The sequence below is a fragment of the Fimbriimonadaceae bacterium genome (assembly GCA_019638795.1).
GTDB lineage: Bacteria > Armatimonadota > Fimbriimonadia > Fimbriimonadales > Fimbriimonadaceae > JAHBTB01.
Window position 1 is genome coordinate 16,894 of sequence record JAHBTB010000012.1, and the last position, 24,713, is coordinate 41,606.

The 24,713-nt window shown below is 65.2% G+C and carries 21 protein-coding genes, 2 tRNA genes and 1 other RNA gene; 19 read left to right on the forward strand and 5 right to left on the reverse strand.

What is annotated here, in order from left to right; genetic code table 11:
* Positions 1-21 precede the first annotated feature (21 nt).
* Positions 22-357, forward strand: coding sequence for a histidine triad nucleotide-binding protein (locus KF857_11965; protein ID MBX3112712.1), 336 nt, complete (start codon positions 22-24; stop codon positions 355-357).
* A 4-nt stretch (positions 358-361) separates the two neighbouring features.
* Here KF857_11965 and KF857_11970 read toward each other — a convergent pair.
* Both KF857_11970 and KF857_11975 read right to left on the reverse strand, forming a co-directional pair.
* A tRNA-Thr gene (locus KF857_11970) sits at positions 362-436 on the reverse strand.
* 19 nt (positions 437-455) lie between these two features.
* Positions 456-541: transfer RNA gene (locus KF857_11975), tRNA-Tyr, on the reverse strand.
* An 80-nt stretch (positions 542-621) separates the two neighbouring features.
* Between KF857_11975 and leuC the strand changes: the two genes are divergently transcribed.
* The 11 genes from leuC (at position 622) to KF857_12030 (ending at position 14,232) form a co-directional block, all read left to right on the forward strand.
* Positions 622-2,007, forward strand: coding sequence for a 3-isopropylmalate dehydratase large subunit (leuC, locus tag KF857_11980; protein ID MBX3112713.1), 1,386 nt, complete (start codon positions 622-624; stop codon positions 2,005-2,007).
* A gap of 109 nt (positions 2,008-2,116) precedes the next feature.
* Entirely contained in the window at positions 2,117-2,251 is a 135-nt protein-coding gene (gene rpmH / locus KF857_11985) for a 50S ribosomal protein L34 (GenBank protein ID MBX3112714.1), read from the forward strand.
* A gap of 29 nt (positions 2,252-2,280) precedes the next feature.
* Positions 2,281-2,577 carry a ribonuclease P protein component gene (locus KF857_11990; GenBank protein ID MBX3112715.1) on the forward strand — a complete coding sequence of 99 codons (297 nt, stop codon included), beginning with the start codon at positions 2,281-2,283 and terminating at the stop codon, positions 2,575-2,577.
* Entirely contained in the window at positions 2,553-2,792 is a 240-nt protein-coding gene (gene yidD, locus KF857_11995; protein MBX3112716.1) for a membrane protein insertion efficiency factor YidD, read from the forward strand. Before KF857_11990 ends, yidD begins: the two co-directional genes overlap by 25 nt.
* Positions 2,789-4,147 (forward strand): membrane protein insertase YidC, encoded by a 1,359-nt coding sequence (locus KF857_12000; GenBank protein MBX3112717.1) that lies wholly within the window; start codon positions 2,789-2,791, stop codon positions 4,145-4,147. The genes yidD and KF857_12000 overlap by 4 nt, the downstream gene beginning before the upstream one ends.
* A 28-nt stretch (positions 4,148-4,175) precedes the next feature.
* Positions 4,176-4,985 (forward strand): KH domain-containing protein, encoded by an 810-nt coding sequence (locus KF857_12005; GenBank protein ID MBX3112718.1) that lies wholly within the window; start codon positions 4,176-4,178, stop codon positions 4,983-4,985.
* Positions 4,986-5,074: 89 nt separating this feature from the next.
* On the forward strand, positions 5,075-5,995 hold the full coding sequence (locus KF857_12010) for an LD-carboxypeptidase (GenBank protein MBX3112719.1): 921 nt from the start codon (positions 5,075-5,077) through the stop codon (positions 5,993-5,995).
* On the forward strand, positions 5,983-7,347 hold the full coding sequence (locus tag KF857_12015) for a phosphodiester glycosidase family protein (protein ID MBX3112720.1): 1,365 nt from the start codon (positions 5,983-5,985) through the stop codon (positions 7,345-7,347). The genes KF857_12010 and KF857_12015 overlap by 13 nt, the downstream gene beginning before the upstream one ends.
* A gap of 75 nt (positions 7,348-7,422) precedes the next feature.
* Positions 7,423-10,584 carry a PD40 domain-containing protein gene (locus KF857_12020; GenBank protein MBX3112721.1) on the forward strand — a complete coding sequence of 1,054 codons (3,162 nt, stop codon included), beginning with the start codon at positions 7,423-7,425 and terminating at the stop codon, positions 10,582-10,584.
* Positions 10,585-10,675: 91 nt separating this feature from the next.
* Positions 10,676-13,489, forward strand: a complete 2,814-nt coding sequence (gene tadA, locus KF857_12025; GenBank protein ID MBX3112722.1) for a Flp pilus assembly complex ATPase component TadA — start codon at positions 10,676-10,678, stop codon at positions 13,487-13,489.
* 41 nt (positions 13,490-13,530) lie between these two features.
* Positions 13,531-14,232 (forward strand): DUF899 domain-containing protein, encoded by a 702-nt coding sequence (locus KF857_12030; GenBank protein MBX3112723.1) that lies wholly within the window; start codon positions 13,531-13,533, stop codon positions 14,230-14,232.
* A 28-nt stretch (positions 14,233-14,260) separates the two neighbouring features.
* Here the strand turns inward: KF857_12030 and rnpB are convergent.
* Positions 14,261-14,587: RNase P RNA component class A (rnpB, locus tag KF857_12035), an RNA gene on the reverse strand.
* A 35-nt stretch (positions 14,588-14,622) separates the two neighbouring features.
* On the opposite strand from rnpB, the gene KF857_12040 reads away from it, so the two are divergent.
* Positions 14,623-16,344 carry a tetratricopeptide repeat protein gene (locus tag KF857_12040; GenBank protein MBX3112724.1) on the forward strand — a complete coding sequence of 574 codons (1,722 nt, stop codon included), beginning with the start codon at positions 14,623-14,625 and terminating at the stop codon, positions 16,342-16,344.
* Here KF857_12040 and KF857_12045 read toward each other — a convergent pair.
* Both KF857_12045 and KF857_12050 read right to left on the reverse strand, forming a co-directional pair.
* Complete coding sequence (locus KF857_12045; GenBank protein ID MBX3112725.1) at positions 16,341-17,486, reverse strand: glutathionylspermidine synthase family protein; 1,146 nt, start codon at positions 17,484-17,486, stop codon at positions 16,341-16,343. The two genes, KF857_12040 and KF857_12045, sit on opposite strands and share 4 nt — an antisense overlap.
* Complete coding sequence (locus tag KF857_12050) at positions 17,486-17,848, reverse strand: hypothetical protein (protein ID MBX3112726.1); 363 nt, start codon at positions 17,846-17,848, stop codon at positions 17,486-17,488. The genes KF857_12045 and KF857_12050 overlap by 1 nt, the downstream gene beginning before the upstream one ends.
* A 126-nt stretch (positions 17,849-17,974) precedes the next feature.
* Between KF857_12050 and KF857_12055 the strand changes: the two genes are divergently transcribed.
* The 6 genes from KF857_12055 (at position 17,975) to KF857_12080 (ending at position 24,306) form a co-directional block, all read left to right on the forward strand.
* Positions 17,975-19,102, forward strand: coding sequence for an aminopeptidase (locus KF857_12055; GenBank protein MBX3112727.1), 1,128 nt, complete (start codon positions 17,975-17,977; stop codon positions 19,100-19,102).
* Between the two features lie 98 nt (positions 19,103-19,200).
* Positions 19,201-20,403: a type II secretion system F family protein gene (locus tag KF857_12060; GenBank protein MBX3112728.1), complete on the forward strand. Its 1,203-nt coding sequence runs from the start codon at positions 19,201-19,203 to the stop codon at positions 20,401-20,403.
* 151 nt (positions 20,404-20,554) lie between these two features.
* Positions 20,555-21,823, forward strand: a complete 1,269-nt coding sequence (locus KF857_12065) for a sigma-70 family RNA polymerase sigma factor (GenBank protein MBX3112729.1) — start codon at positions 20,555-20,557, stop codon at positions 21,821-21,823.
* Positions 21,824-21,846: 23 nt separating this feature from the next.
* Complete coding sequence (locus tag KF857_12070; GenBank protein MBX3112730.1) at positions 21,847-22,515, forward strand: RibD family protein; 669 nt, start codon at positions 21,847-21,849, stop codon at positions 22,513-22,515.
* A gap of 4 nt (positions 22,516-22,519) precedes the next feature.
* Positions 22,520-23,668: an FtsX-like permease family protein gene (locus KF857_12075; GenBank protein MBX3112731.1), complete on the forward strand. Its 1,149-nt coding sequence runs from the start codon at positions 22,520-22,522 to the stop codon at positions 23,666-23,668.
* The gene (locus KF857_12080) at positions 23,665-24,306 is read left to right on the forward strand and encodes an ABC transporter ATP-binding protein (GenBank protein ID MBX3112732.1); all 642 of its coding nucleotides are present in this window, start codon (positions 23,665-23,667) and stop codon (positions 24,304-24,306) included. The genes KF857_12075 and KF857_12080 overlap by 4 nt, the downstream gene beginning before the upstream one ends.
* The last annotated feature ends 407 nt before the right edge of the window (positions 24,307-24,713 follow it).

Below are 24,713 nucleotides of genomic sequence, written 5' to 3' on the forward strand. Positions count from 1 at the left end.
GACGTTGAGAAACGGGTATCCCTGGGCATGCCCACGCTTTTCACGCGGATCATTAACCGGGAAATCCCGGGCGATATCGTTTACGAGGACGAGCATGTCGTCGCCTTCCGCGACATCGCCCCTCAAGCTCCCCAGCACATCGTGGTCGTGACCCGCGAGGAGACCCCCGGACTCAACGATTTGCCTGCTTCAGGAGACCACCAACACCTCCTCGACGCCGTGGCCAAAGTCGCCAAGGCCGTCGGCCTGACCAGCTACCGGCTCGTCATCAACACCGGAGAGGACGCGGGGCAGACGGTGCCGCACTTGCACGCCCACGTGATCGGAGGAAGGAGTCTCGGCTGGCCGCCAGGCTAGGGACTGGAGCCCCCGACGAGAATTGAACTCGTGACCTCTCCCTTACCAAGGGAACGCTCTGCCGCTGAGCTACGGGGGCCAGATTTTATGGTCCAGGGTGGTGGGGAGTGCAGGATTCGAACCTGCGAAGGCGTTCGCCGACAGATTTACAGTCTGTTCCCATTGGCCACTCGGGCAACTCCCCAAGACCAGAGGCGGAATATACCCGTTGGGCCCTGGCCTTGCCGGGGTCCCGTACCTCCAAACGGTACATTCCACACACCGATGGCCAGGACACTCTTCGACAAGGTGTGGGACGCCCACAAAGTCACCGACCTTCCCGGTGGCGCAGAGTTGCTCTACATCGACCGCCACCTTGTCCACGAGGTCACATCGCCCCAGGCCTTTGACGGCCTGCGCGAGGCAGGGCGGAAGGTCCGTCGGCCCGACCTGACCTTTGCGACCGTCGACCACAACGTGCCCACCGACGGACGCCCCATCGACGAGGAGTCGTTGAGCGGCAAGCAACTGGCCGCGCTCGACCGCAACTGCCGGGAGTTCGGTGTCCCCTTGTTCGGTTACAACGACCCCCGCCAGGGCATCGTCCACGTCATCGGCCCCCAACTTGGCCTGACGCTCCCGGGCCTGACGATCGTCTGTGGCGACAGCCACACCTCGACACACGGTGCGTTCGGCGCGCTTGCGTTCGGCATCGGCACCACCGAGGTTGAGCATGTCCTCGCGACCCAGACCCTGCGCGCCGCCCGACGTCCCCGGACCCTCGGGGTCCGTTGCGACGGCGCCTTTGGCCCCGGTGTCACCGCCAAGGACCTGATCCTCGCCGTCATCCGCAAGCTTGGCGCCGGAGGCGGTACCGGCTATGGCGTCGAGTACTTTGGCGAAGCCGTCCGCACCATGGGCATGAGCGGGCGCATGACGGTCTGCAACATGTCCATCGAAATGGGGGCGCGCGCCGGCATGGTCGCCCCGGACGCGACGACGATGGACTACATCGCCCAAGGCGACCGTCCTTTCGCCCCCAAGGGAGAGGACTTCACCCGGTTGGCCGACTACGCCCTGAGCTTGGCCACCGACGACCCGGCCGCCTTCGACCGGACAGAGAGCGTCGAAGTGGACTCCCTCTCCCCACAAGTGAGTTGGGGCACCACGCCCGCCATGACGATCGACGTAGGGGGCCGCGTCCCCGAGCCGCGCGACCACGCCGAGGAACGGGCTCAGACGTACATGGGCCTGAAGCCCGGCACCTCCACCGAGGAGATGGTCGTCGACACCGTGTTCATCGGTTCGTGCACCAACGCAAGGATCGAGGACCTGCGCGAGGCGGCCCGGCTGGCCAAGGGGCGCAAGGTCAAAGAAGGCGTCCGGGCCATGGTCGTCCCCGGGTCTGCCGCCGTGCGCGGTCTGGCCGAGCAAGAAGGGCTCGACACCGTCTTCATGGAGGCCGGGTTCGAGTGGCACCGCGCGGGATGCTCCATGTGCCTGGGCATGAACGGCGACATCATGCGCCCGGGCCAACGCTCGGCCTCGACGTCAAACCGGCCGTATGAGGGTCGCCAGGGTCCAGGTGCCAGGACGCATTTGGTGAGCCCGCTGACCGCGGTCGCCACCGCCGTCGCCGGTCACATCGCCGACCCACGCCCCCTACTGTGACCGGGGGCAGTCCGGGACTCCCTACCGGGCTGGGGACAGAAGACCGAGGACACGTGGGGGACCTGGTACCATCACTCCCCTTGATTGCCCTATTTGGAGGCCAGACGTCATGAAAAGGACTTTCCAACCCAACAACCGCAAGCGCAGCAAGACGCACGGCTTCATGATCCGCATGAGGGACGGCGACGGCCGTAACGTGCTGAAGCGCCGCCGCCTCCGAGGCCGCAAACGTCTGGCCGCCTAAGGGGCCCGAGCAAAGCGAGGTTCGACGAACTGTTTGACCACGGCCTCCGCGTGTCGGGCCCGCTGCTCACCATCAACCTCCTACCCGGTTCAGGGCTGGTCGGGGTCGCCACATCGCGCTCGATCGGGTGCCACGCACGACGCAACCGCAACCGGCGCCGTGTCCGCGAGGCTGTGCGCCTCACGACAAGCCAAGACCCGGCCTTTGACATGGCGCTCGTCGCCAAGTCGACCGTCGACGGGTGCGATTTCCAAGCTTTGCGTGACGAGGTCGTCCGCCTGACCGCCGAGGCCAAACGGAGATGGGCCGCAAGTTCGGCGTCATGATGATCAGGGCCTACCAGCGGTCGACGCGGTGGATGCCGCCGACCTGCCGCTTCACGCCGTCCTGTTCGGCCTACACGCTTCGGGCCATCGAGGTCTACGGCCTGGTCAAAGGGTCCTGGATGGGACTTAAGCGCATCGCGCGGTGCCATCCTTTCAACCCAGGCGGCCACGACCCCGTACCTCTTCCGGCCGACCACCACGAAACACGACCATGAGCCAACCCACCAAGCCGCGCGGCAACTTCATGCAGTCGTTGCTCTTCATGATGGTCCTCTTCATGTGCTATCAGGTCTTTATCGGCCAGCGCCAAGGCGGCATGGCCAATGACACGCGCACGTCGCAGCAGGTCTGGGCCGAGATGGAGAAGCTCAACTCCGAAGCCAAGGACCTCTCCATCGCGAAGCTCCTGCCTGTCTACGAGCAGAAGTACAAGGACGAGGCGGCCAAGGCCAAGACCCCGCAAAAGCAGGTCGACGAGCAGTTATGGAAGGCGATGGTCCTCGTCGCCGACACCGAGGCCCGGAGCGCCCACGAACACCCCGAGCACGCGATCACCAAAGAGTCTCGCGCCTTCCAGACCCTCAAGGGCAAGTTCGAACAGAACCACGCGACGCCCATGTGGGACGTCACCGTCAAGGTCGCGCCGTACAAGGACGGGTGGCCGGTCCAGCAGTCGGCAGGCACCCTCTACCAGCAACTGGTCACCGACCTGAGCCTCCGCCACAAGACCGACTTGGTCTGGGGCCTCGTGCCGGGTTACAAACTGGTGGACTTCCTTGTCGGCATCACCGGAAAGGTCCCCGGGTTCAGCTATTGGTTCGCGGCGTTGTTGCTCGCCGTCGTTGTGCGCGGCACGGTCTGGCCCCTGACTCAAAAGCAGTACAAGTGGGGCCGCCAAATGCAACAACTCCAGCCCTACATGAAGGAACTGGAGGCCAAGCACAAAGACAAGAACGGCCATGTGACCGACCAAGCGGCCTACCAGGCGGACGTCATGAAGCTCTACAAGGAGTACGGGGTGAACCCGTTCTCCGGCTGCGCCCCCATGGCGGTCCAGTTGCCGTTCTTCTTCTTGGTCTACGCGTGCATGCTGCACTACCAGTTCGAGTTCACCAAGGGCACCTTCCTCTGGATCAACCCGGGGACCACGGGCAAGCTGTTCGGCCTTGTCCCGATCGCCCCGAACCTCGGCGAGCGCGACTACATCCTGATCGTCCTCTACGGCATCTCCATGGTGGTCAGCCAGATGCTCACGCCGGTCAGCGACATCAGCAACGCCAAACAGCAACGGATCATGGGGCTGGTGGCCGCCCTCTTCGCCGCCGGATACATGTTCTTCATCCCCCTGCCGTCGGCGTTCGTCCTCTACTGGTTCTTCACCAACCTGATGGCCACCGGCCAGTCTCTCCTCGTCAACCGCATGCACTTGCCCCCTCTCCAAAAGAAGGTCACCGTCTCCGGCGGGGTGGTCCCCGTCGACGCGGCGGCGGTGGGGCAAAACGGCATCGACCCCGGATTCTTCAGCAAGACGGGCACGACCAAGTCACATAAGCCCAAGAAGAAGAAGTAACCTGACCCTCTTGATTTGAGTTAACGATATGGACGCCATCGAAATCATCGCGACCAGTGAAGAAGACGCCCTGACCCAGGCCGCCACCGCCCTCGGCGTGGCCGCCGACGCGGTCAAACTGACCAAGCTCGAAGAGACCAAGGGTCTGTTCGGCAAGCCGGGGAAGATCAAGTACTCGGCCTCTGCGGCGAAGGCCAAGGCGACAAAGACCAAGGCCGCCAAGGCAGAGCCCGTCGTCGCCGAGGCACCCGCCGAGGCCGCCCCGGTCGAAGCGGAAAAGCCCGCCAAGCCGGCCCGCGGACGAGCCAAGAAGGCCGAAGAGGCTCCGAAGGCCGCGGCCGCCGAAGCGGCTCCCGAAGCCGAGCGTCCTGAAGTCGTCGCCACCCAGGAAGACGCCGACAACCTGATCGCGATCCTGAACGAGTTGATGGAAAAGGCCAACCTAAAGGCCGAGGCGACCCTGACCTCTCTGAACGGCCGCTACGTCAACTTGGACATCGACGGTAAGGACGTGTCGTATGTCGTCGGTCGCCGGGGTGAGGTCCTCAACGCCCTCCAGTACCTGCTCAACGTCATTGTCAGCCGCAAGATGCAAAACGGCGTCCGGGTCGTCCTTGAGGGCGACAACTACCGGCAACGCCGCGAGGCGATCCTGACCCAGATGGCCCTCGACATCGCCGCCGAAGTCAAGAAGCGGGGCGAGGAAGCCGTCCTGGACGCGCTTCCCGCCTTCGAGCGCCGGGTCATCCACCAAGCTTTGGTCGAGATGGACGGCATCTCCACCTACAGCGAGGGCGAAGAGCCCGAGCGCCGCGTCGTCATCGCCCCCGCCGTCTGAACGCCGCTCTGCCCTGGCCTTCAGTCCCCGCCTTGTCATGGTCGGAGGACGGAAGGCCGGGGACTCCAGTAAACTCCCCGGCCATGCCGATGACGAAGCCGAGGGCCTTGAGGCCAGGCGCGCATGTCCGAGTCGTCTCCCCGTCTTCTGGGCTGAACCCCGACCAAGTCGAACTGGGCGTCGAGACCCTTCGCGACATGGGGTACGTGGTCAGTTTCGGCGAGCACGTCTTTGACCGGCACTACTACCTCGCCGGCGCCGACGCCGACCGCGCCAAAGACCTCCAGGAAGCCTTCGCGGACCCGACCGTCGACTGCGTGATGTGCGCGCGGGGCGGCTATGGCGCGGCCCGGATCCTGAGCATGCTCGACCTGGACGCCATGGCAGCCAGTGGCAAGGCGTTTTGCGGTTTCAGCGACATCACCACTTTCCATCTGGCCCTAAACCGCCGGGGTCTGGCGACCTTTCACACCCCGATGATGATCACCCTCAGCGTCCCTCGCGAGCCGTGGGTCGTCGAGTCCCTCGCCCGGCTCCTTCGCGGTGAAGACCCCTTCGGGGTCGACTATCCGCGGGCCCAGACGCTCACCCCGGGACAGGCCGAAGGTGAGGTCACCGGTGGATGCCTGTGCCTGTTGGCCGACAGCCTGTCGACGCCCGACCCGCTGGAGACCGAGGGCAAAATCTTCGTCATCGAAGACGTCGACGAAAACCCTCACCGGGTGGACGCGCTCTTCACCCACATGCGCAACGCCGGGCTGCTCCAGCGTGCCGCCGGCATCGTGATCGGCGAGATGACGCGGACTGACGATCGGTCAGACCCTTCGATCGGGAGCTGGCCCTGGCGCGAGATCGTCGCCGACCGGGTGGCCGACCTGGGCGTCCCCGCCGTCGTCGGCTTTCCCTTCGGTCATATGCCCAACATGCTGTCTGTCCCCCTGGGCGTCCGGGCCCGCCTCGACGCTGACGCGGGTACGCTCACCCTTCTGGAGAACCCATGCGCCGACTAGCCGTCCTCATCGCCCTCCTGCCGCTCCCGGCGTGGGCCCAGATTCAGAAGTGGGAGAAGTTGGTCGTCCCCGGCCTCACGTACCGGATGGAGATCGATTACGCCGCGCCCCGCGTCGTCCACATCCTCCGCTGGTCGCCCAGCGCCGCCAAAACGTCGGCTAGGGCCGAGACGGCCGGAAAGCCAATGCTCGCCCCCAAGGCGGTCGACGCCAGCCAGGGACGGGCGAAGGTGTCGGCCATGGTCGCACGCGACAACGCTTTGGCCGGCATCAACGGTGACTTCTTCCCGTGGCAGGGCAACCCGCTCGGTTGCATGGTGCGCGACGGAGAGTTGGTCGCGCCGCCCCACCCGGCCCGGTCTTGCTTCGGCTGGGGGCCCGGCGGCACGTTTGTCAGCGACCTCACCTTCCGTGGGCTCGTCCAGTTGCCGAGCGGCGACACGATGAGCCTGGACGGGCTGAACAGCGAGGCTGGGGACAATTCCATGGTCCTGCAGACCGCCACCGCGGGCTACGCCTTGTCCAAGGGACCGGCCACCCACATCCTCTTCGAAGCGCCCCAAAAACTTGGCCCGATCGGTCTCCTCAAGGGCAAAGTGGTGGGCGTCGTCCACGACAAGCCCTACGTGGTCATCGGCCCGGGCCAGGCGGTTTTGACCGTGACCGGTTCAAAGGTCGCCAAGGCGACGACGGCCAAGGTCGGCGATGAAATCACCGTCAGCGTCGGCGTCGAGGGATTCGACTGGAACAAGGTCGACAATGTCATCGGCGGCGGGCCGCTTCTCGTCAAGGGCGGTCGGCCCAGCGTCGACCCGCTGAAGGAAAAGTTCGGCGAACAGTTCTCCACCGTGCGACACCCCCGGACGGCAGTGGGCTCGAATAAAGACGGTGACATCTTTTTTGTCGTCGTTGACGGTAGGCAGGCAATGAGCCGCGGCGCGACCCTGGCGGAGATGGCCGACCTCATGGTCCAGATCGGCTGCGACCAAGCCATCAACCTGGACGGCGGCGGCAGCTCGACGATGGTCGTCGGCGGGGTTGTGATGAACCGACCCAGCGACGGCAATGAGCGCGCGGTGGCCAACGGGATCGTCGTGGGCACGGCCGTGGCCGCAACCGACGTCCAGATGGTCTTGAAGGGCACGCGCTCGCTCGAAAACGGCAAGTCCAGCGTCTACACCGTCATCGACGAGTCGGGGCAGACCGTCCCCGACGGCGAGGTCCTCTGGTCCGCCCAGGGAGCCGGGTGGATCGACCAAAGTGGCACCCTGCGTGGGTTCAAACCCGGTCGGTGCACCATCCGGGCCTACGTGCGCGGCAAGATCGTGACCGGCGAAGTGACCATCGAGTGAACCGGCCGGGCCCCCGTCCCGTAGGTAAGTAGAATTCACTGGCGCGCCCCCCTCGGGGCGCGCCCGGACTCGCCTATGCTCATCACATCTATCTGCTTCGCCGCAGCGTTGCAACCAGGCGGAACTGAAGTGCGCCTGGCCCGATACCCGTCGGTCAGCGGCGACCATGTCGTCTTCGCCTACGCCTCCGACATTTGGCTCGCCGACCGGCGCGGTGGCCCCGCCCGGCGCCTGACTGCCCACCCGGGCTCCGAAGGACTTCCCAAGCTGTCGCCCGACGGCCGGCAGATCGCGTTCCTGGGGCAGTACGACGGCGGTCAGGACGTCTATGTCATGCCTGCCGAGGGCGGCGCGCCCAAGCGGCTGACCTACGACCCGAACAGCAAGATTTTGTTAGGCTGGACCCCCGACGGCAAAATCGCCTACAGCTCGACCGACGGCAGCCTGACCAACCGGATGCTGCGCCTGTGGCTCGTCTCTCCCGAGGGAGGCATGCCCGAATGGACACCGGTCCCCGAAGTCGCCAACGCCAGCTTTTCGCCCGACGGCACCAAGCTGGCCTACAACCGCGCCCTGTCTTTCAACTACAACTGGCGGCGTTACCGGGGCGGCACCCAGGGCCGCATCTCCTTCTGGGACTTCAAGACCGGGAGCTATTCCGAGATTCCTGCGGGCCGGGAGCAGAACTACTTCCCCATGTGGATCGGGGACTCGGTCTACTTCATCAGTGACAAGACCCAACAGAACCTGAACCTCTACCGGTACGACACCAAGAGCAAGCGGGTCGAGCAGGTCACCCGGTTCAGTGACGGCGACATCAAGTGGCCGTCCACCGACGGAAAGACGATCGTCTGGGAGCGCAACGGCCGGATCGAGAGCTTCGACGTGGCCAGCAAGACCGTTTCCGGGTTCACGCCGACCGTCCTCAGCGACGAGACCGCCTTACGGCCCCGCTATATGTCCGTCGGCGACCAAGTCGACAGCATGGCCCTCTCCCCCAGCGCCAAGCGGTTCCTCGTCACGGCACGCGGCGAGGCCTTCTCGGTGCCCGCCCGGAACGGCGAGACCCGCAACCTCTCGAACACCCAGGGCGCCCGCGAGACAAACGTCGATTGGTCACCCGACGGAGAGACCGTCGCCTACATCAGCGACCGGAGCGGTGAGGACAGGATCTATACCGAACCTCAGATGGGCGGCAAGGCCGAGGAACTCGCGATCCCCGCGGGGCACAGTGTCCGCAGGTTCAGCTTCTCGCCGAAGGGAGACTCGATCATCTACGTCGAGCGCAACAACGGCGTCTTCGTCCACAACCTGAAGTCGGGGGCAAACGAGCAGGTCATCCCCGACGAGGCCGAGGTCGCCAGCTTCGACATGTCGCCGGACGAGAAGTGGGTCGTCTACACCAAGACTGGCCCGAACCTCCTCGCCGACGTTTACTTCTACGAGGTCGCCACCAAGAAGACGACCAAGGTCTTCTCTGGTGACTTCAACTCGACACCGGTCACGTTCGACCTGAGCGGAAAGTACCTCTACCTGGTCTCTAGCCGCACCTTCGGCTACTTCCCGACGGACCTCGAAGTGACCCTGGCCCAAAAGAACACGGCCCGTGTCTACGCGGTGCCCCTGTCCGCCGACCAAACGAACCCGTTGGTGCCCGAAGGCGACGAGGAGCCCGGCAAGGAGAAGCCCGCCAAGGCCGAGCCGTCCGGCGATGTGAAGGTGGACCTCCAGGGCATGGAGCAGCGGATGTTCCCGTTGCCCTATCCGCCCGGAGAGTACGTCGGGTTGATCGGGATCAACAACGGCGTCCTCGTCTTCACCCCGTCGGGATCGACGATCTTCAACTTTGCCAGCCGCACGCCCCAACCGTTCATCCAGAACTTCCAGAACGTGACCGTGAACGCCAGCCGCACCAAGGCCCTCTACAGCCAAGGTGACAACGTGTTCCTCGTCGACGTCAAGCCCAACGTCCAGCCTGGCGAAGGCCGCACGAGCCTGGCCAACGTCGGCTATGTCGTCGACCCCGCCAAGGAATGGAAGCAGATCTTCTGGGAGACCTGGCGGTACGAGCGGGACGAGTTCTACGACAAGGACATGCTCGGCATTGACTGGGCTGCGATCGGCAAGAAGTACGCCGCCCTGCTGCCGTCCGTCGGACATCGGTCGGACTTGCAGTACATCCTCGGCCTGCTGATCGGCGAACTGGGGACCGGCCACAGCTACCTGCAGAACCCGCCCGAACTTGGCGCAGACCTGCCGCGACAACCCATGCCGAGCATGCTCGGCGCCGACTACGAAGTCGTCAACGGCAAGATCCGGTTCAAGAAGATCCTCCGTGGGAACAACTACATGCCGTCGGCCTATGGCCCCCTCGGGGCGACCGGCGTCCATGTCGCCGACGGCGAGTACCTCCTTGCCATCGACGGCGAGCCTGTCGACGCCAAGACCGGCATCGGCCCCGCCCTGCTCGGCAAGGCGGGCAAGCAAGTGGTCCTTTCCATCGGCAAGACGACCGACCTCGGCGCGGCCCGCCAGGTGACGGTCCGCCCCATCCCGTCAGAGTCGTCCCTGCGCTACGAGACGTGGGTCGAGGAGCGCAAGGCGCTGGTCGCCAAGCTCTCCGGTGGTCGGATCGGCTATATGCACGTGCCTGACACCAACCTGGCGGGGATCACCGGCTTTGTCCGCGGCATGACCTCGCAGGCCGGGAAGGAAGCCAACATCATTGACGAGCGCTACAACGGCGGCGGGTTCATCCCGACGTTCTTTGTCGAGTACCTTCAGCGGAGGGCGACCAACATCGTCGCTCCGCGCCACGGCAACCTCGCTCCCCTCCCGAACAGCCTCGAAGGGCCCATGGTGATGCTGATCAACCAGCACGCCGGCTCAGGTGGCGACCTGTTCCCCTACCTCTTCAAGAAGGCTGGGCTCGGCCCCCTTGTCGGCAAGCGGACATGGGGTGGACTCGTCGGCATCAACGGTTATCACGGCCTTGTCGACGGCGGCGGTGTCACGGCGCCCGGGTTCGGCATCTTCGACCCGGACACCAAGCAGTGGATCGCGGAGAACCGCGGTGTCGACCCTGACGTGGACATCGACGACCGGCCCGACCTCTTGGCCAAGGGTGAGGACCCGCAGTTGGAGAAGGCGGTAGAGATTCTGATGAAGAAGCTACCCGCCACACCGAAGAAGGCCGAACGCCCGCCGTTCCCCACGGTGGGTAAAGGCGGAAACTGAATCTGCCCAGGCGGGAATCGTCCTCAGGCGATTCCCGCCTTTTTACGAGGCTGACCCTGCCTTGGGACGCCGACAATCACACGGGGTCTCCATGGCGGAACAGTTTGATTGGTCAGCAGTGCTGGAGCGGATAAAGGGGGACGGCGAACCAGTCCCCGCCGTCAAACCAGTGGCGAGCAACGGGGTCGGTAAGGTCGACCCGGTGGTCGCTCCGCCAGCTCCGCCAGCCCCGCCGGCCACAACCGCCCCACCGGCACCGCCGGTTCCGATGCCGCCGGTGGCCGAGACACCGCCGCCGCCCGTGGCCGTGGAGCCGTCTCTAGAGGCCGGCCCCCTCGCTTGGGACGAGGACGACATCCCCGCGCCGGTCGAGGTCCAGCCGGAACGGCCGAGGGAGTTCGCCCCGGACCCTGTGATCGCCCTGGACTGGGACGACGAGACACCTGCCACCCCGGAGCCACTGGGCACCGCCACCGTCGCCGACGTACCGCCAATGGAAGTCGTGGAGGGCCCGCCGATGCCGCCGGTCCCGGCCACGTCGGTCGAAAACCCGTCCTCTGACGAGACACCCGCCGCACCGGAACCATTGGGCACCGCCACCGTCGCCGACGTGCCGCCGATGGAAGTCGTGGAGGCCCCGCCGATGCCGCCAGTACTAGCCACGTCAGTAGATGAACAGTCCTCCGTGGTGGTCGAGGCACCTCCGGCCCCGGTATGCCCGCCCGAGGCTGCCCTTGAGGCCGAGCCGGTCATGGCCCCGCCGGCCCAGCCCGCCGACGAACGGCCCGCGATCAAGCTGTTGCCCACGGCCTTTGACCGGGAACTCGGCACCGAAGCGGAGGCTGAGCCGGTGGCGGACGACGCCCCGACAGCCCCGGCCACTTTTTCGATGTCCGACCTTGACGCGCTGAAGTCCGGGCCGGCCCCAGCGGTCGAGCCGGGGCCCGCAGTCGTGGCGGAGTGCTTGGAAGCGGCCTCCGATCTGGACGAAACCAGCACCGTGCCTGTCGAGGAAGCCTTGCCGGACTCGGCGGAGCCGGCCGTCGCCGAAGTCAAGGCCGAGACAAAGCCGACGCCCAAGAAGCCCGCCAAGGCCAAGGCCGAAGACGCTCCCAAGGCTCCCGAACTCAAGCTGGTCAAGCGAGACGGCCCGACGAGCTTCGGGTTGTCGGACAAGCGGCTGGGCGCCGCCTTGCTCGACGTCAAGGCAGTGACGCGCAAGCAACTCGAGGAGGCCCTCGCCCAACAGGTCGAGACCGCCGAGCCTCTGGGCAAGATCCTCGTCAGGAAGGGTTTGGTCACCGTCGCCAAGGTCCTCCAGGTCGTCGCGATGCAGCGTGGGCTCGACGCCTGGGACTTGGAACTTGACCCGCCGAAGCCAGATGCGACGGGGCTGGTCCAAGGCGAGACGTGTCAGCGGCTCGGCGTCCTTCCCGTCGCCGTCCGTGGCGACCTCCTCGTCCTCGCAATGGTCGACCCGGACGACACCGCCGCCGTCGACGAGGTCAGGAAGGAGGCCGGGTTACGGGTCCAGCCGGTGCTGGCCGACCCCGAACGTCTCGCCGCCCTCGTCCAACGGAACTATCACCTCGACGCACGCTCGTCGTCGGTCATGGACACCTTGGTCGACCAAGCCTTGAAGACAGCGAAGGAGAGCGGCCATGCCAACACCAAGGAGCGGGCCACCGTCACCGAGGAAGAGACCCGGCCCGTCGTCGGGTTTGTCAACCAGATCATCCACGACGCGATCCGGATGCACGCGAGCGACATCCATATCGAACCGCGGTTCGACCGCGCGGAGATCCGCTACCGGCTCGACGGCCAGCTGATGACGATGCGCGAAGTGCCCCAGGCCCTGGTCCCCATGGTCACGACCCGGCTCAAGATCATGGCCGAGCTTGACATTGTCGAATACCGTGTCCCGCAGGACGGACGCATCTCGTTGCAACTTGGCAAGAACACGATCGACCTGCGTGTCAGTTGCCTGCCCTCGCTGCACGGACAACGCATCGTCATGCGTGTCTTGGACAAGAGCATCGGCCTGCGCCGACTGGACGAACTCGGGTTCGACGCCGAGAACCTGACCATTCTCCGCTCTCTGGTGGAGAAGCCCTACGGCCTTCTCTTTGCCACCGGGCCCACGGGCAGCGGCAAAACGACGACGCTCTACGCCGCCATCCAGGAAATGCGCCGCGACGGGCAGAACGTGATGACGTGCGAAGACCCCGTCGAATACGACCTCGAAGGGGTCAACCAGTCTCAGGTGAACGAGCGGGTGGGCCTGACTTTTGCCGAGCAGTTGCGCGCGATCCTCCGACAAGACCCGGACATCGTCCTCGTCGGCGAGGTGCGCGACCACGAGACCGCCGAGACCGCCGTCCGCGCCGCGATGACCGGACACATGGTCCTCAGCACCCTGCACTGCAACGACGCGCCCAGCGCCATCGCCCGGCTCCTCGACCTCGGCGTGGACCCGTTCCTGCTCAGCACGTCGCTGATCGGCTCGATGTCACAGCGGCTGGTCCGGCGTCTTTGTGCCGTGTGCCGGCGTGAAGAGGCCCCCACCGACGAGGAGTCGGACATGATGGAACGCCACTTTGGCGTCCAAGGGGTGGACAGCATCTGGCACGCGGTCGGCTGCGACAAATGCCACAACACCGGCTACAAGGGCCGGGTGGCGGTCAGCGAGATCATGCCGGTGGTCGAAGAGATCGCCGCCCTCATCGCCGCCCGCGCCTCCCTGGAGCAGATCCGGGCGTCCGCGGCACTGTATGGCTACCTGCCCATGCAGAGTGACGCCATGGTCCGTGTCGCCCGGGGCGAGACGTCTCTGGAGGAGGCGCGACGCACCGTGTTCTTCGACACGATCCAGAGGAGGGACAAGCCGCGGAGCATCGCGGTCTGAGGCAGTCGGCGACCGGAGCCACCTGCTACCATTGAGAGACCATGGCCGAAGAGCCCGTCGCCCACCCGCCAGTTGTCAGCCGTGACGAGTGGCTGGCCCTGCGGCGCGAGCACCTCGTGAAAGAAAAGAACTTGACCCGGGCCGCCGACCGGCTCCGCGCGGAGCGACGCCGCATGCCTATGGTCGAGGTCGCCAAGGCATATGAGTTCGACGGTGCGGAGGGCAAGGTCGACTTGCTGGGGCTGTTCCAAGGCAACCGCCAACTGATCGTCCAACACTTCATGTTTGGGCCGGACTGGGAGAAAGGGTGCCCCGCGTGCACCGGACACGTCGACCAACTGGGCGACCTTTCCGACCTCGGCCAACGAAGCACCCGCTACGTCATCGTCGCCCGGGCGCCACTTCCGAAACTCCAGGCCTATTGGGCCGAGCGAGCCTGGGACTGGCCCGTCTACTCCAGCTTTGGAAGCGACTTCAACTATGACTTCCAGGTGACCCTCGACCAAAAGCGAGGCCTGAGGACCTACAACTACCGGGAGTGGGACGACCTGGAAGGCGAGATGCCCGGGTTCAGCGTGTTCTTCCAAACGAACGGTGTCGTCTACCACACATACTCCACCTTCCAGCGAGGGGTCGAGTCGCTCACCGACTCGTACGGGCTCCTCGACATCACACCGTACGGCAGGCAGGAAGACTTCGAAGACTCCCCGGCAGGCTGGCCCCAGCGGCCGACCTACGGATAGCGGCGAACAACGGAAACGGGGCCGCGAGAGGGGGAGCCGGCCTATAAGCCGGATTCTGTCTTTGTGCGACGATTTGACTGATGCGGCCAACCCGGAGGGTCTGCGGGCCACGTCGTCCCCTCCCTATGAGGCCTTGCTTCCGGTGGGGTTTGCCAAGCCGACCCAGTCACCCGGGCCGCTGGTGCGCTCTTACCGCACCGTTTCACCCTGACCCCGGTCAAGCCGAGGCGGTCTGCTTTCTGTTGCACTTTCCGTCGGGTCGCCCCGCCCCCGCTTGCGCGGGGCACCGTGCCCTGTGAAGTCCGGACTTTCCTCCCCGGCCCCGAAGGGCCAAGGCCGTCGCCCGGCCGACTCCCGGCCCATTAAACCCGCTGGTACCATGGCTCCGCAGTGATAGGCCCGGCGCAGATTGTCCGGCTGATCCAGGCAGGGCACCTGGACGAGGCGGTGCGCGCCGCCCGCCAATGGGCGGGGACCGCCGCGGACGACCCGGCCGCCTGGCAACATCTTGGCGTCGCCCTCGCCCACGCTGACAAGACCGACGAGGCGCTTGAGGCCTTCGACAAGGGTCTCACCGTCGCGCCGCACCATGCCGAACTCCATGCCGAGAAGGGCTTCGCCCTCGTCGCCGCCGGCCGCTTTGACGAGGCGGCGGACTGTTACCGGAGGGCCATGGAACTCGGCGACCATCCCGTCTTTCGCAACGGCCATGGCAACGCCCTGCTCCAGTCAGGAAAGCCGTTCGCCGCGGCACGCGAACTTGAAGTCGTTGTCCGCGAGCACCCCGACTTCCCTCCGGCCTGGTTCAACCTTGTCCAGGCCCGGCTCCAGGGCGGAGACAGCGCCGGCGCCCGGCGGACCGCCCAAGAGCTTGTCCGACGCGCCCCCCGCGACTACCACGTCCGAGACGCGGCGGTGTGGCCGCTCCTTTATAGCGACGACGTCACTCCCGAGGAACTTGCCGCGGGGCACCAGGTCTTCGCCGGCCTCCTTCCCCGACAACGTGACCCACGCCAGTTCCCCAACAACCGCGACCCCGAGCGCCGGCTCCGAGTGGGGTTCGTCTCCCCCGACTTCCGCGAACACTCGGTCTACCGCTTTGTCTGGCCCGTCTTCGAAGCGTTGGCCTCCCAACCGGTCGACGTCTATGCCTACGCATCGAGCTCGAACGAGGACCGCGGCACCCAGCACATCGCGTCGTTGGCCAAGAAGTACGTCGATGTCACCGCGATGCGCCCGGAGCAACTCGCGCGGCAAGTGGCCGCAGACAAGATCGATATCCTGGTCGACCTCGCCGGGCACACGTTTCTCAACCGTTTGGTGGACATGTCGGTTCGTCTGGCCCCAGTGCAGGTGACGTGGGTCGGTTACCCGTGCTCGACCGGAGTGCCGGCCATCGACTTCCGCGTCGTCGACCACCTCACAGACCCGCCGGGCTCATGGATGACCGAGTCCCCGCTTGTCCTGAACCCATGCTTCCTGTGCTTCGGGCCACCGGCCGACGCACCTGAGCCTCGTGACGAGACCGAGGGCCCCACCTTCGCGTCGTTCAACGTCCTTGCGAAAGCGACGCCCACAACCATCGACCTCTACGCCCGGTGCCTCCAGGCGTCGCCAGGATCTAAGCTGATCCTCAAGGCCCCCGTCCTCGGCGAAGAGGAGTGCCGGTCCAACCTTTTGGCCAAGTTCGCCGACCGCGGCGTCGACCCTCGCCGCGTCGAGTGCCTGGGCCGCCTTGAGCGCTATGCCGACCACCTCGCCTTGTACAACAAGGTCACCGTCGCCCTCGACCCCTTTCCCTACCACGGCACGACGACGACCTGCGAGGCGTACACGATGGGCGTACCGGTCGTCAGTCTGGTCGGCCAAACCCATCATTCCCGTGTGGGGCTGAGCCTGGCCCACGCGGTCGGGCGGCCCGAATGGGCCTGCGCCGACGCTGACAGCTACGTGGCCACGGCGGTGCGCCTGGCGACGACCTGGGGCGAAAGCGACCGCAAGAAACTCCGGGCCGACCTTGCCGAGTCTGTCCTGACCGACGCCGACGGCATGGCCGAGCGACTCATGACGGGCTTCCGTGCCGTCTGGCGCATGTGGTGTGGTCTCCGCTAGACGATCCGATGGGGGACAAACGCCGAGAGGTTGTCGGTCACCAGAGTGGCCGACTCACGGAACCCCAGACCACAGGCGGCATGGTCGACCACCCAACTGCCGACCACCGGCCGGAAGCCGTCAAATGCCGGCGTTTCAAAGTAGGCCTGGTACACAAACGGCCCTTCGTCATATTCGCCGCCCGTCTCGTGGACGACCTTGCCGCCTCGGACGACCTGCACGTTGGCCCCCTCCCGGCCCAGCATCGGCTTGCGGACGTAGTCCGTCATTCCGTTGGGATCGTCCAGATAGGCCGGCAACAGGTACTCATGGTACGGGAACATCTCCCACAGGACCGGAAGTAACCCTTTGGTGGAAAGGAGCATCTTCCACACGGGCTCGATCCAGTCCATCGACCCGGCCAAGCGAAGGGCGTGCTGACCGAACTCCTCCCGCACCATCCACTCCCAGGGGTAGAGCTTGAAGATCGAGAGGATCGGCCTCTCCTCCATGTCGACGAACTGCCTCTTGCCGCTGTCCCAGCCGATGTCGGCCATCGTGATCATCTCGGTCCGGACACCGGCCTCCTCGGCGGTGTCCCGGAGCACCGTGATCGTCATGACGTCCTCGACCGAGTCTGCGCAAGCAAAGTAGACCGGACTTCCCTTGAGGGCACCGGGTTCGGCGGCCAAGGCCTTCCACTTGGCGACGAGGGCCTCCCATATCGAGTTGAACTGGTCGGCGCCGGGAGAGGTTTCCTGGAGCCAATGCCACTGGACCACCGCCGCCTCGAGTAGCGCGGTCGGCGTGTCGGCGTTGTATTCGAGGAGCTTGGCGCTATGCCCGTCGTATGCCAAGTCGAACCGGCCGTAGATCGAAGCAGGGTCCTTCTCCCAGGCGTAACGGACGGCGCCCTCCTCCAGAGGGCCGAGGCCCAGACGGCCAAAGAGGTTCTTCTCGATGATGTGGTCGACCGCCTTCAGGCACATCTGCGCCAGGGTGTTGGTCGCGTTCTCGAGGAGGGCGACGTCCCTGGACCCGATCTCATAACTGGCCGACTCCTTCCAGTAGGGATGGCCGTCCGGGGTGGTGTGGAAGACCAGGCCAAGCTCCTCCACCTTGGCGACCCAGTCCACCCGCGGCGGATGCTCGACGCGTCGCATCAGCCGCCGAAGCCGCCCCAACCTGAAGCTGAACCACCAAATCCTCCCCGGGTGACGCCGCCCGACCGGGGAGCAGAGGAGGGCGACGCGGACGGCGCGGTCGAAGGCCCCGCGCCGGCTGTGCCTCGGCTTCCGCCAAAGACGGGGAAGTACCCACCGACCCGGCTGGAGGACGACCGGTGGTAGACCCAATGAGGTTCGGCGGTCGGCCCCCCGCCGTTGGCGACGCACTCACTGTCAGGGCGGCGGACGCCGAGCCGCGACTCGCAGACCCGGGTAGACCCGGAACCACAGCCGGCGGCGAGCAGGGCCGCACCCATCGCCGCCACAAGTTTGGCGGGGACCTCACGAGAGCGTTTCATAAGACTATTGTGATACACGTCGGCTGCGGTCACCACGTTGTGGCCTTCAATGTGCCCTTGGCCCGTCGCCGACCAAAGCCTCTCCTTGCGTGGTGGTTTCAGGATCGGAAAGGTATGGTTCAACCCATGCTTGACCCCCGCGTGACGCGGCTGGCGGAGAACATCTGCTCCCGCTCCACCCACCTCTCCTCAGCGGACAACGTCCTTGTCCATGCCGTCGACATTCCCGACGAAGTCGTCGCCGAGTTTGTCCGTGTCGCCCAAGCGACCGGCGCTAACGTCGTCGTCAGGCTGGAGAGCAACCGGATCAAGCGTCGGCTCCTCCTTGGAATGACCGAGCAAAACGCCAAACTGATCGCCGCCGCCGAACTCGCGGAGATGCAGAAGATGACCGCTTACATAGCACTGCGCGGAGGAGACAACACCAGCGAACTCGGCGACGTCCCCACCGAAACCCTGAACTTGTGGGAAAAGCATTACACCACCCCAGTCGTCTTGGAGTGCCGCGTCCCCAACACCAAGTGGGTCGCGATGCGGTGGCCGTCGCCCAGCATGGCGCAGCTCGCCAAGCTGCCTACCGACGCCTTTGAAGACTTCTACTTCGACGTCTGCACCCTGGACTACTCGAAGATGGCCAAGGCCGCCGAGCCGCTTGTCGATTTGATGGACCGCACCGACCGCGTCCGGCTTGTGGGGCCCGGCACCGACTTTTCATTCAGCATCAAGGGCGTCGGAAGCAAGAGCTGCCACGGCGAGCGCAACATTCCGGACGGCGAGTGCTTCAGTTGCCCGGTCGCCGGCTCGGCCAACGGCACCGTCCAATACAACACGGTCAGCCTGTACCAGGGGACTGAGTTCAAGGACATCAGGTTTGTGGTCAAGGACGGGAGGATCATCGAGGCCGAGGCAGGCGAGCAGACCGCCAAGGTCAACGCCATCCTCGACACCGACGAGGGTGCCCGTTCGTTTGGTGAGTGGTCGCTCGGCTACAACCCCTACGTCCTGCATCCGATGAAGGACACCCTGTTCGACGAGAAGATCGCGGGTTCCTTCCACCTGACTCCCGGCAACGCCTATGAAGGCAAGGGAGGCGGCCAAAACAAGAGCGCCGTCCACTGGGACATCGTCTGTATCCAACGCCCCGATTACGGCGGGGGTGAAGTGTGGTTTGACGACGTCCTCGTGCGCAAGGACGGTCTGTTCACCTTGCCTGAACTCCAAGGCCTCAACCCCGACCGACTCCGTGACGCGTAAAGAAGGCCCAGGAGATTTGACGGGCGACCCTAAGTAGGCCGGGGACGACCGTCCGACAATCCTTGTAGGGTCGGTCACCCTGCTAGGAGTACGCCAGGATGCCTCAGTTTGCTTACGTCGCCGTTGACAACACCGGCAAGGAGATCAAATCGGTCCTCGACGCGGAGAACGAGTCGGCGGTCATCGGCCGTCTGCGCGAGCTCTCCCTGCAGGTCGTCGAGGTCAAGGAGACCAAGCGTAAGGTCCAGACGGGCAAAGCCCGGGGCAAGATGAAGCCCAAGGCGCTGGTCGTCTTCTCGCGGCAGTTCGCCACGATGATCGACGCGGGTATCCCCATCCTGCGCTGCCTGGAGATCCTGTCTTCGCAGACCAAGGACCCGTTCATGCGTCCGGCCCTCGAGCAGATCACCGCCGACGTCAAGGGCGGTTCGACCCTCAACGAGGCGATGGCCAAGCACCCGGTGGTGTTTGGCAAACTCTACGTCAACATGGTGCGCGCCGCCGAGATCGGCGGCATCTTGGACGTCATCCTCGACCGCCTCAGCGGCTTTCTTGAGTACGAGAACGAGGTCCGGGCGAAGATCAAGTCGGCGATGATGTACCCGGTCTTGGTCATCTGCTTCAGCCAGTTGATGCTGTTCGTCCTCTTCAGTTTCGTCCTGCCGAAGTTTAAGGAGATCTTCAACGGCATGGACGTCAAGCTGCCGTTCGTCACCGCCATGCTCTTCGCGATGGGTGACTTCATGGCGGCGTATTGGTGGGTCATCCTGCTCGTCTTGGGCGCGATCTTCTTCGGCATCAAGTCGTACGCCAAGACACCCAAGGGCAAGCACCAGTTGGACTACATCAAGCTGAAGTTCCCGATCATCGGAGAACTAGCGCTCAAGATGAGCGTCGCCCGGTTCTGCCGCACGTTCGGCACCCTGATCAACAGCGGCGTGCCGATGATGCGGAGCCTCGAGATTGTCGGCGAGACCCTCAACAACGCCGTCCTCACCGAGGCGATCGACCACACCCGCAACAGCATCCGCGAGGGTAGCAAACTCAGCGCCCCGCTAGCCCAGAGCGGCCTCTTCCCCAGCATGGTCACCCACATGATCGACGTCGGTGAAGAGTCGGGCCGCCTCAGCGAGATGATGGTCAAAGTGGGCGACTTCTACGACGCCGAAGTCGAGTCCACCGTGAAAGGTTTGACATCGATGATCGAGCCCTTGCTCATCATCTTTCTTGGCCTGGTCGTCGGTTTCATCGCCATCTCGGTCATGACTCCGGTCTTCACCCTGGTCAACGGCGTCAAGTGACGCGAGCCTAGAGACAACTGCATAACAACTGAATATCAGGCCGGCGCCGCAGGATGCGGCGCAGGGCCAATCAAAGCCAAGGGTCACGGCAGGACGCCGGTCAGCCCTTGGGCGCGGGAAAGGATTTCCGCGTGACGGTCACGGAGCGAACATGTCGGAAGCATTGGCAAAGAGGAACGCAGACGCCGAACAGTTGATCCTTGAGTACCTGGCGGATCCCAGGCCAGACCTCAAGGACCTGGTGATCCTGCATTACGCGGGCATGGTGGAGCGCATCGCGAGAAGGTTCAGTGGGGTCGAGTCGGTCGACGACCTCGCCCAAGTCGGCTACATCGGCCTGCTCAACGCGCTCAGCAAGTTCGACCCCGCCGCCGGCGTCCGCTTCAACACGTACGCCACCCACCTGGTCGCCGGAGAGATCAAGCACTACCTGCGCGACCGGGCCCAGACGATCCGCCACCCAGCCTGGCTCCAAGAGCTCCGTCACAAAGTCAACCGCGCCACCACCGTCCTCCAGGCCGAGTTGGGGCGGGTCCCGACCGACCGCGAGGTCGCCGAACGGATCGGCGTGAGCGAATCGGCCGTCCAAGAGGTCAACGCGACCCACGACATGCTCCGGGTCGCCAGCCTAGACGCCACGCCCAATGACGACGACGAGGCGGACAGCGACGTCGAGCGCTTGGACGGGAGCCTCGTCCAAGGCGCCCAGACCAGCGTCGAGGACCGCGTCGTGCTGGAGACGGCGATGCAACAACTCCGTGACCTTGAGCGCGAGGTCCTCGTTCTCTTCCACTTCGACGCCCTCAGCCAGACCGAGATTGCCGCCCGGCTGGGCATCTCCTGTAACTACGTCTCCCACATCCTGCGCCAGTCGCTCTCCAAGCTACGCCGCATTCTCACCGCCGAGGAAGACCAGGACCGCCTGCTCCGCCTCGCCCGCCCCGACCAGTCTGACCAGGTGATGGACCCTGAGACCAGCGCGTACACCGAGGCCTACTTCAAATCACGCCTGACAGAGGAGCTACACCGGGTGTGCAGCCACAACGGGGTCGTCAGCATCGTCATGGTCGAGATCACCGGCGTCCAAAACATGCGCGGGTTCTTCGGCGAGCAGGGAGTCAAGGAGTTCGTCACAGACGCGGCCGAGTTCTTCCGGTCCAGCGTGCGCGCCCTCGACATAGTCTGCCGCCACGGGCAGCACGGGTTCGGCATCATCTTGCCGTCGACCGGTGACACTGCCGAGACGGTCTGCCAACGCCTCGAGACGAAGTTCGGCCGGTGGGCCGTCGGCCGCATCGCGCCGAACAGCCCGATGAAGGTCCGCTTCGGGTTCGCCACGGGCCCGGACAGCGGCCGCTCGGTGGCCGACCTTGTCAAGGCCGCCCTGCCCGACGACGAGACCTTAGCCCAAGCCGCCTAAGCCGCGCCGCCACAATCGTCCATGTGGCGGATGGTGTTTATCCCGGCCTGACCTTCGGGCCCGCGCCTTCGGACCGGCCTTACGTCGTCATCAACATGGTGGCGACGATCGACGGGAAGACGGTCAGCGGGCGGCGCGACGAGACCGTCGAGGACCTAGGCTCGGCCATCGACCACGCCACGATGCGCCAGATCGAGGTCGCGGGCGACGCGGTGCTCGTGGGAGCCGGCCTCATGCGCGCCACTCCGGGTCTCTGGTACCCGCGGCAACTCAAGCGGTACGTCGCCACCCGCGGCGGCGCACTGGACTGGCAGTCCCGGTTCTTCACCGACGCACCCGACCAAGCCTGGGTCGTCGGCCCGGCGTCCGCTTTGCCTGCGGGCACCCAATGCGTCGACACAGGTGGAGCGACCGACTGGTCGCGGGTCCTCGGCACGGTCCGGCGGGAGCATGGCATCGAACGGCTTGTGGTGGAAGGTGGCAGCGAACTGAACGCCGGGTTGCTCCAGGCAGGGCTCGTCGACGAACTGTTCCTTACCCTTGCCCCCAAGATCAAGCTCGGACGCGACGTCCCCACCTACGCTGGCGGCGAGCCCTTGCCTCGGTCGTCACTGCTCCGTTTCCGCCTCGTGAGTTGCCAACCAGTCGGCGACGAAGTCTTCCTCCGTTACCGACGGCCGGAGGCCGGGTAGCGCCGTGCGGACGCGGGGGCCGCTGCGGTCGGCCACCTACCTCCTGCGGAACAAGGGCAAGTCCCTCCCGCTCGTCGGTGTCATCGTGCTCGCCGTCATGCTTGTCAGCGGCATCGTTTCGATGATGGACTCGATCCCCCTGAGCATCCGGACCATCTACAGCTACTCGCGCCACTACGCCGGCCTGACCCCGCGGGGCGACCCCACCCAGACCGAACGCATCAAAGAGACGGTGGAGCAGGAGAGCCCGGTCAAACCCGACCGGATCATGTACGTGAGGGGTCTGGACCTGAACGTCATGAGCATCGTCGGCAAATGGCCGTTCGTGATCATCGCCCTGAAACCGGAAGACTTCCCCTACTACATGGAGCATGTCGGTCCGGGAAAGCTCGACGGGCGCCTGCCCAGGCCGGGTGAGGCCGCCGTCGTCTTGAGCGAACCGGTGATGCGCAACCTTCACGTCAAGCTTGGCGACATCATCCTCGGGCCGGACAAGCCGGAGGCGTACTCGCCCAACGAGGTACGCGTCGTCGGCATGGTCCACTCGCCGGAATGGGTCGCGGCCATGCCTTACGACTACGTCGCCGAGAACCACTTCCCCCCGGTCGACGCCCTTCTTGTCTTCGCCAAGGACGCCGACGAGCAACGCCAGTTTGACCACTGGGCCGAGAAGCGCTTCACCGGCGAGCGGGCGCGTGTCTTTGCCTACCACAAGCTGGAAAAGGACACGGCAGAGATGTTCAACATCCTGTACAAGATCCTCGACGTCGTCATCGGTCTGCTCGTCGTGGTCATCACGATCATGATGGGCATGCTCATCAGCATCTTCCTGGCCCAGCGTGTCCAAGAGTTCGGCCTGCTCCAGGCCCTCGGATACACGAAGAGGGCGATCTTGGGCCGGGTGATGGGAGAGATGACCGCCGTCGTGGTCGGCGGCTGGGTCGCCGGAGTGCTGGTGGCCTACGCGCTCCTCAACGTCGTCAAGGCGTCGCTCATGGATCCCCGGGCGTTCATGCTCGACCCGCTTGACCGTACCGCCTACATGTACACCCTTCCCGTGCCCGTCGCGATCTACACCGTCGCCTTGGCGACGGTCTTGCACCGGTTCCGCACCTTTGACCCTGTCGCGGTGGTCGAAAGGAGGGTCGTGTGACGGCCCTGGAGCAGGCGTCCCTGGTCTATCGCGACAAGGAGGGCGACGTCTACGCCTGTCGGGAGGTGGACCTGGAAGTCCGGCCGGGTGAGTTCCTGGGCATCTTGGGGCCAAGCGGCTCGGGAAAGTCGTCGCTCCTCTACATGCTCAGCGGCCTGAAGGTGCCGACTTCCGGCCGTGCCCTCTACCGTGGTCGTCGTCTCGACGAGCTTTCCGACGCGGAACGCAGCAACCTGCGCCTGAGGACCTTCGGGTTTGTCTTCCAGCACCCGTTCCTGGTCGGCTACCTCTCCGCGCTGGAGAACATCCTTGTGGCCCGCCCCGACGCCGACGCCCGGGACGAAGCCGCCGAGCTTCTTCATGCCGTGGGCCTGTCAGAGAAATCGCACCGCCTACCCCACGAACTCAGCGGCGGCGAGAGGCAACGCGTGTGCGTGGCGCGGGCGCTCTTGGGGCGGCCCGAGGTCGTCTTCTGCGACGAACCGACCGCGGCGCTCGACCACGCGACGGGGGTGCGCGTCATGGACCTTCTCCGACGGCACCGTGGCGACGGCAGTTTGGTGGTGGTCACCCACGACCCCACGATGCTCGACGGGGTGGACCGGGCCGTCCATATGGCCGAAGGCAGGGTCCTTTAGCGACAGGGATCGTGTTTGGCCAGAAAAGTGCCGTCTAACAAACTGTGGTGCCGGGCGGTCAGTGACAACCTTCCCGTCATGGGCCCCATCGCTTGATTTCGAACCTAGCGTTTGGTATCATGCGTCCGCGCGGCAGACGTCGGGTGACCGGTAGCTGGCGCCGAAAGCTGAGGACCATCCTGTCTTAATCGAGGCGGGAACAGGTCAGGAGGACAGGTGCTCTCAAAGCGGCGGTCCCCTGGTTTGTCGGGTTACGAACGGCCTGCAGGGCCTCAGTTTTGTCGTTCGGTCGGGTTTCTCCACCGACCTCGCCCCACGGGGCGGAGTCGGTCGAGACCAACGTGAGGGAAACTTGATTGGCTACCACAGTACTGACTCCATTGTTCGCGGCCTGTGCCGCGGTCGTT

Excerpts from the sequence above, each read along its gene's own strand:
- leuC (MBX3112713.1), top strand. The coding sequence starts at position 622 with ATGGCCAGGACACTCTTCGACAAGGTGTGGGACGCCCACAAAGTCACC.
- rpmH (MBX3112714.1), top strand. The coding sequence starts at position 2,117 with ATGAAAAGGACTTTCCAACCCAACAACCGCAAGCGCAGCAAGACGCAC.
- yidD (MBX3112716.1), top strand. The coding sequence starts at position 2,553 with ATGGGCCGCAAGTTCGGCGTCATGATGATCAGGGCCTACCAGCGGTCG.
- KF857_12000 (MBX3112717.1), top strand. The coding sequence starts at position 2,789 with ATGAGCCAACCCACCAAGCCGCGCGGCAACTTCATGCAGTCGTTGCTC.
- KF857_12005 (MBX3112718.1), top strand. The coding sequence starts at position 4,176 with ATGGACGCCATCGAAATCATCGCGACCAGTGAAGAAGACGCCCTGACC.
- KF857_12010 (MBX3112719.1), top strand. The coding sequence starts at position 5,075 with ATGACGAAGCCGAGGGCCTTGAGGCCAGGCGCGCATGTCCGAGTCGTC.
- KF857_12015 (MBX3112720.1), top strand. The coding sequence starts at position 5,983 with ATGCGCCGACTAGCCGTCCTCATCGCCCTCCTGCCGCTCCCGGCGTGG.
- KF857_12020 (MBX3112721.1), top strand. The coding sequence starts at position 7,423 with ATGCTCATCACATCTATCTGCTTCGCCGCAGCGTTGCAACCAGGCGGA.
- tadA (MBX3112722.1), top strand. The coding sequence starts at position 10,676 with ATGGCGGAACAGTTTGATTGGTCAGCAGTGCTGGAGCGGATAAAGGGG.
- KF857_12030 (MBX3112723.1), top strand. The coding sequence starts at position 13,531 with ATGGCCGAAGAGCCCGTCGCCCACCCGCCAGTTGTCAGCCGTGACGAG.
- KF857_12045 (MBX3112725.1), bottom strand. The coding sequence starts at position 17,486 with ATGCGACGCGTCGAGCATCCGCCGCGGGTGGACTGGGTCGCCAAGGTG.
- KF857_12050 (MBX3112726.1), bottom strand. The coding sequence starts at position 17,848 with ATGAAACGCTCTCGTGAGGTCCCCGCCAAACTTGTGGCGGCGATGGGT.
- KF857_12055 (MBX3112727.1), top strand. The coding sequence starts at position 17,975 with ATGCTTGACCCCCGCGTGACGCGGCTGGCGGAGAACATCTGCTCCCGC.
- KF857_12060 (MBX3112728.1), top strand. The coding sequence starts at position 19,201 with ATGCCTCAGTTTGCTTACGTCGCCGTTGACAACACCGGCAAGGAGATC.
- KF857_12065 (MBX3112729.1), top strand. The coding sequence starts at position 20,555 with ATGTCGGAAGCATTGGCAAAGAGGAACGCAGACGCCGAACAGTTGATC.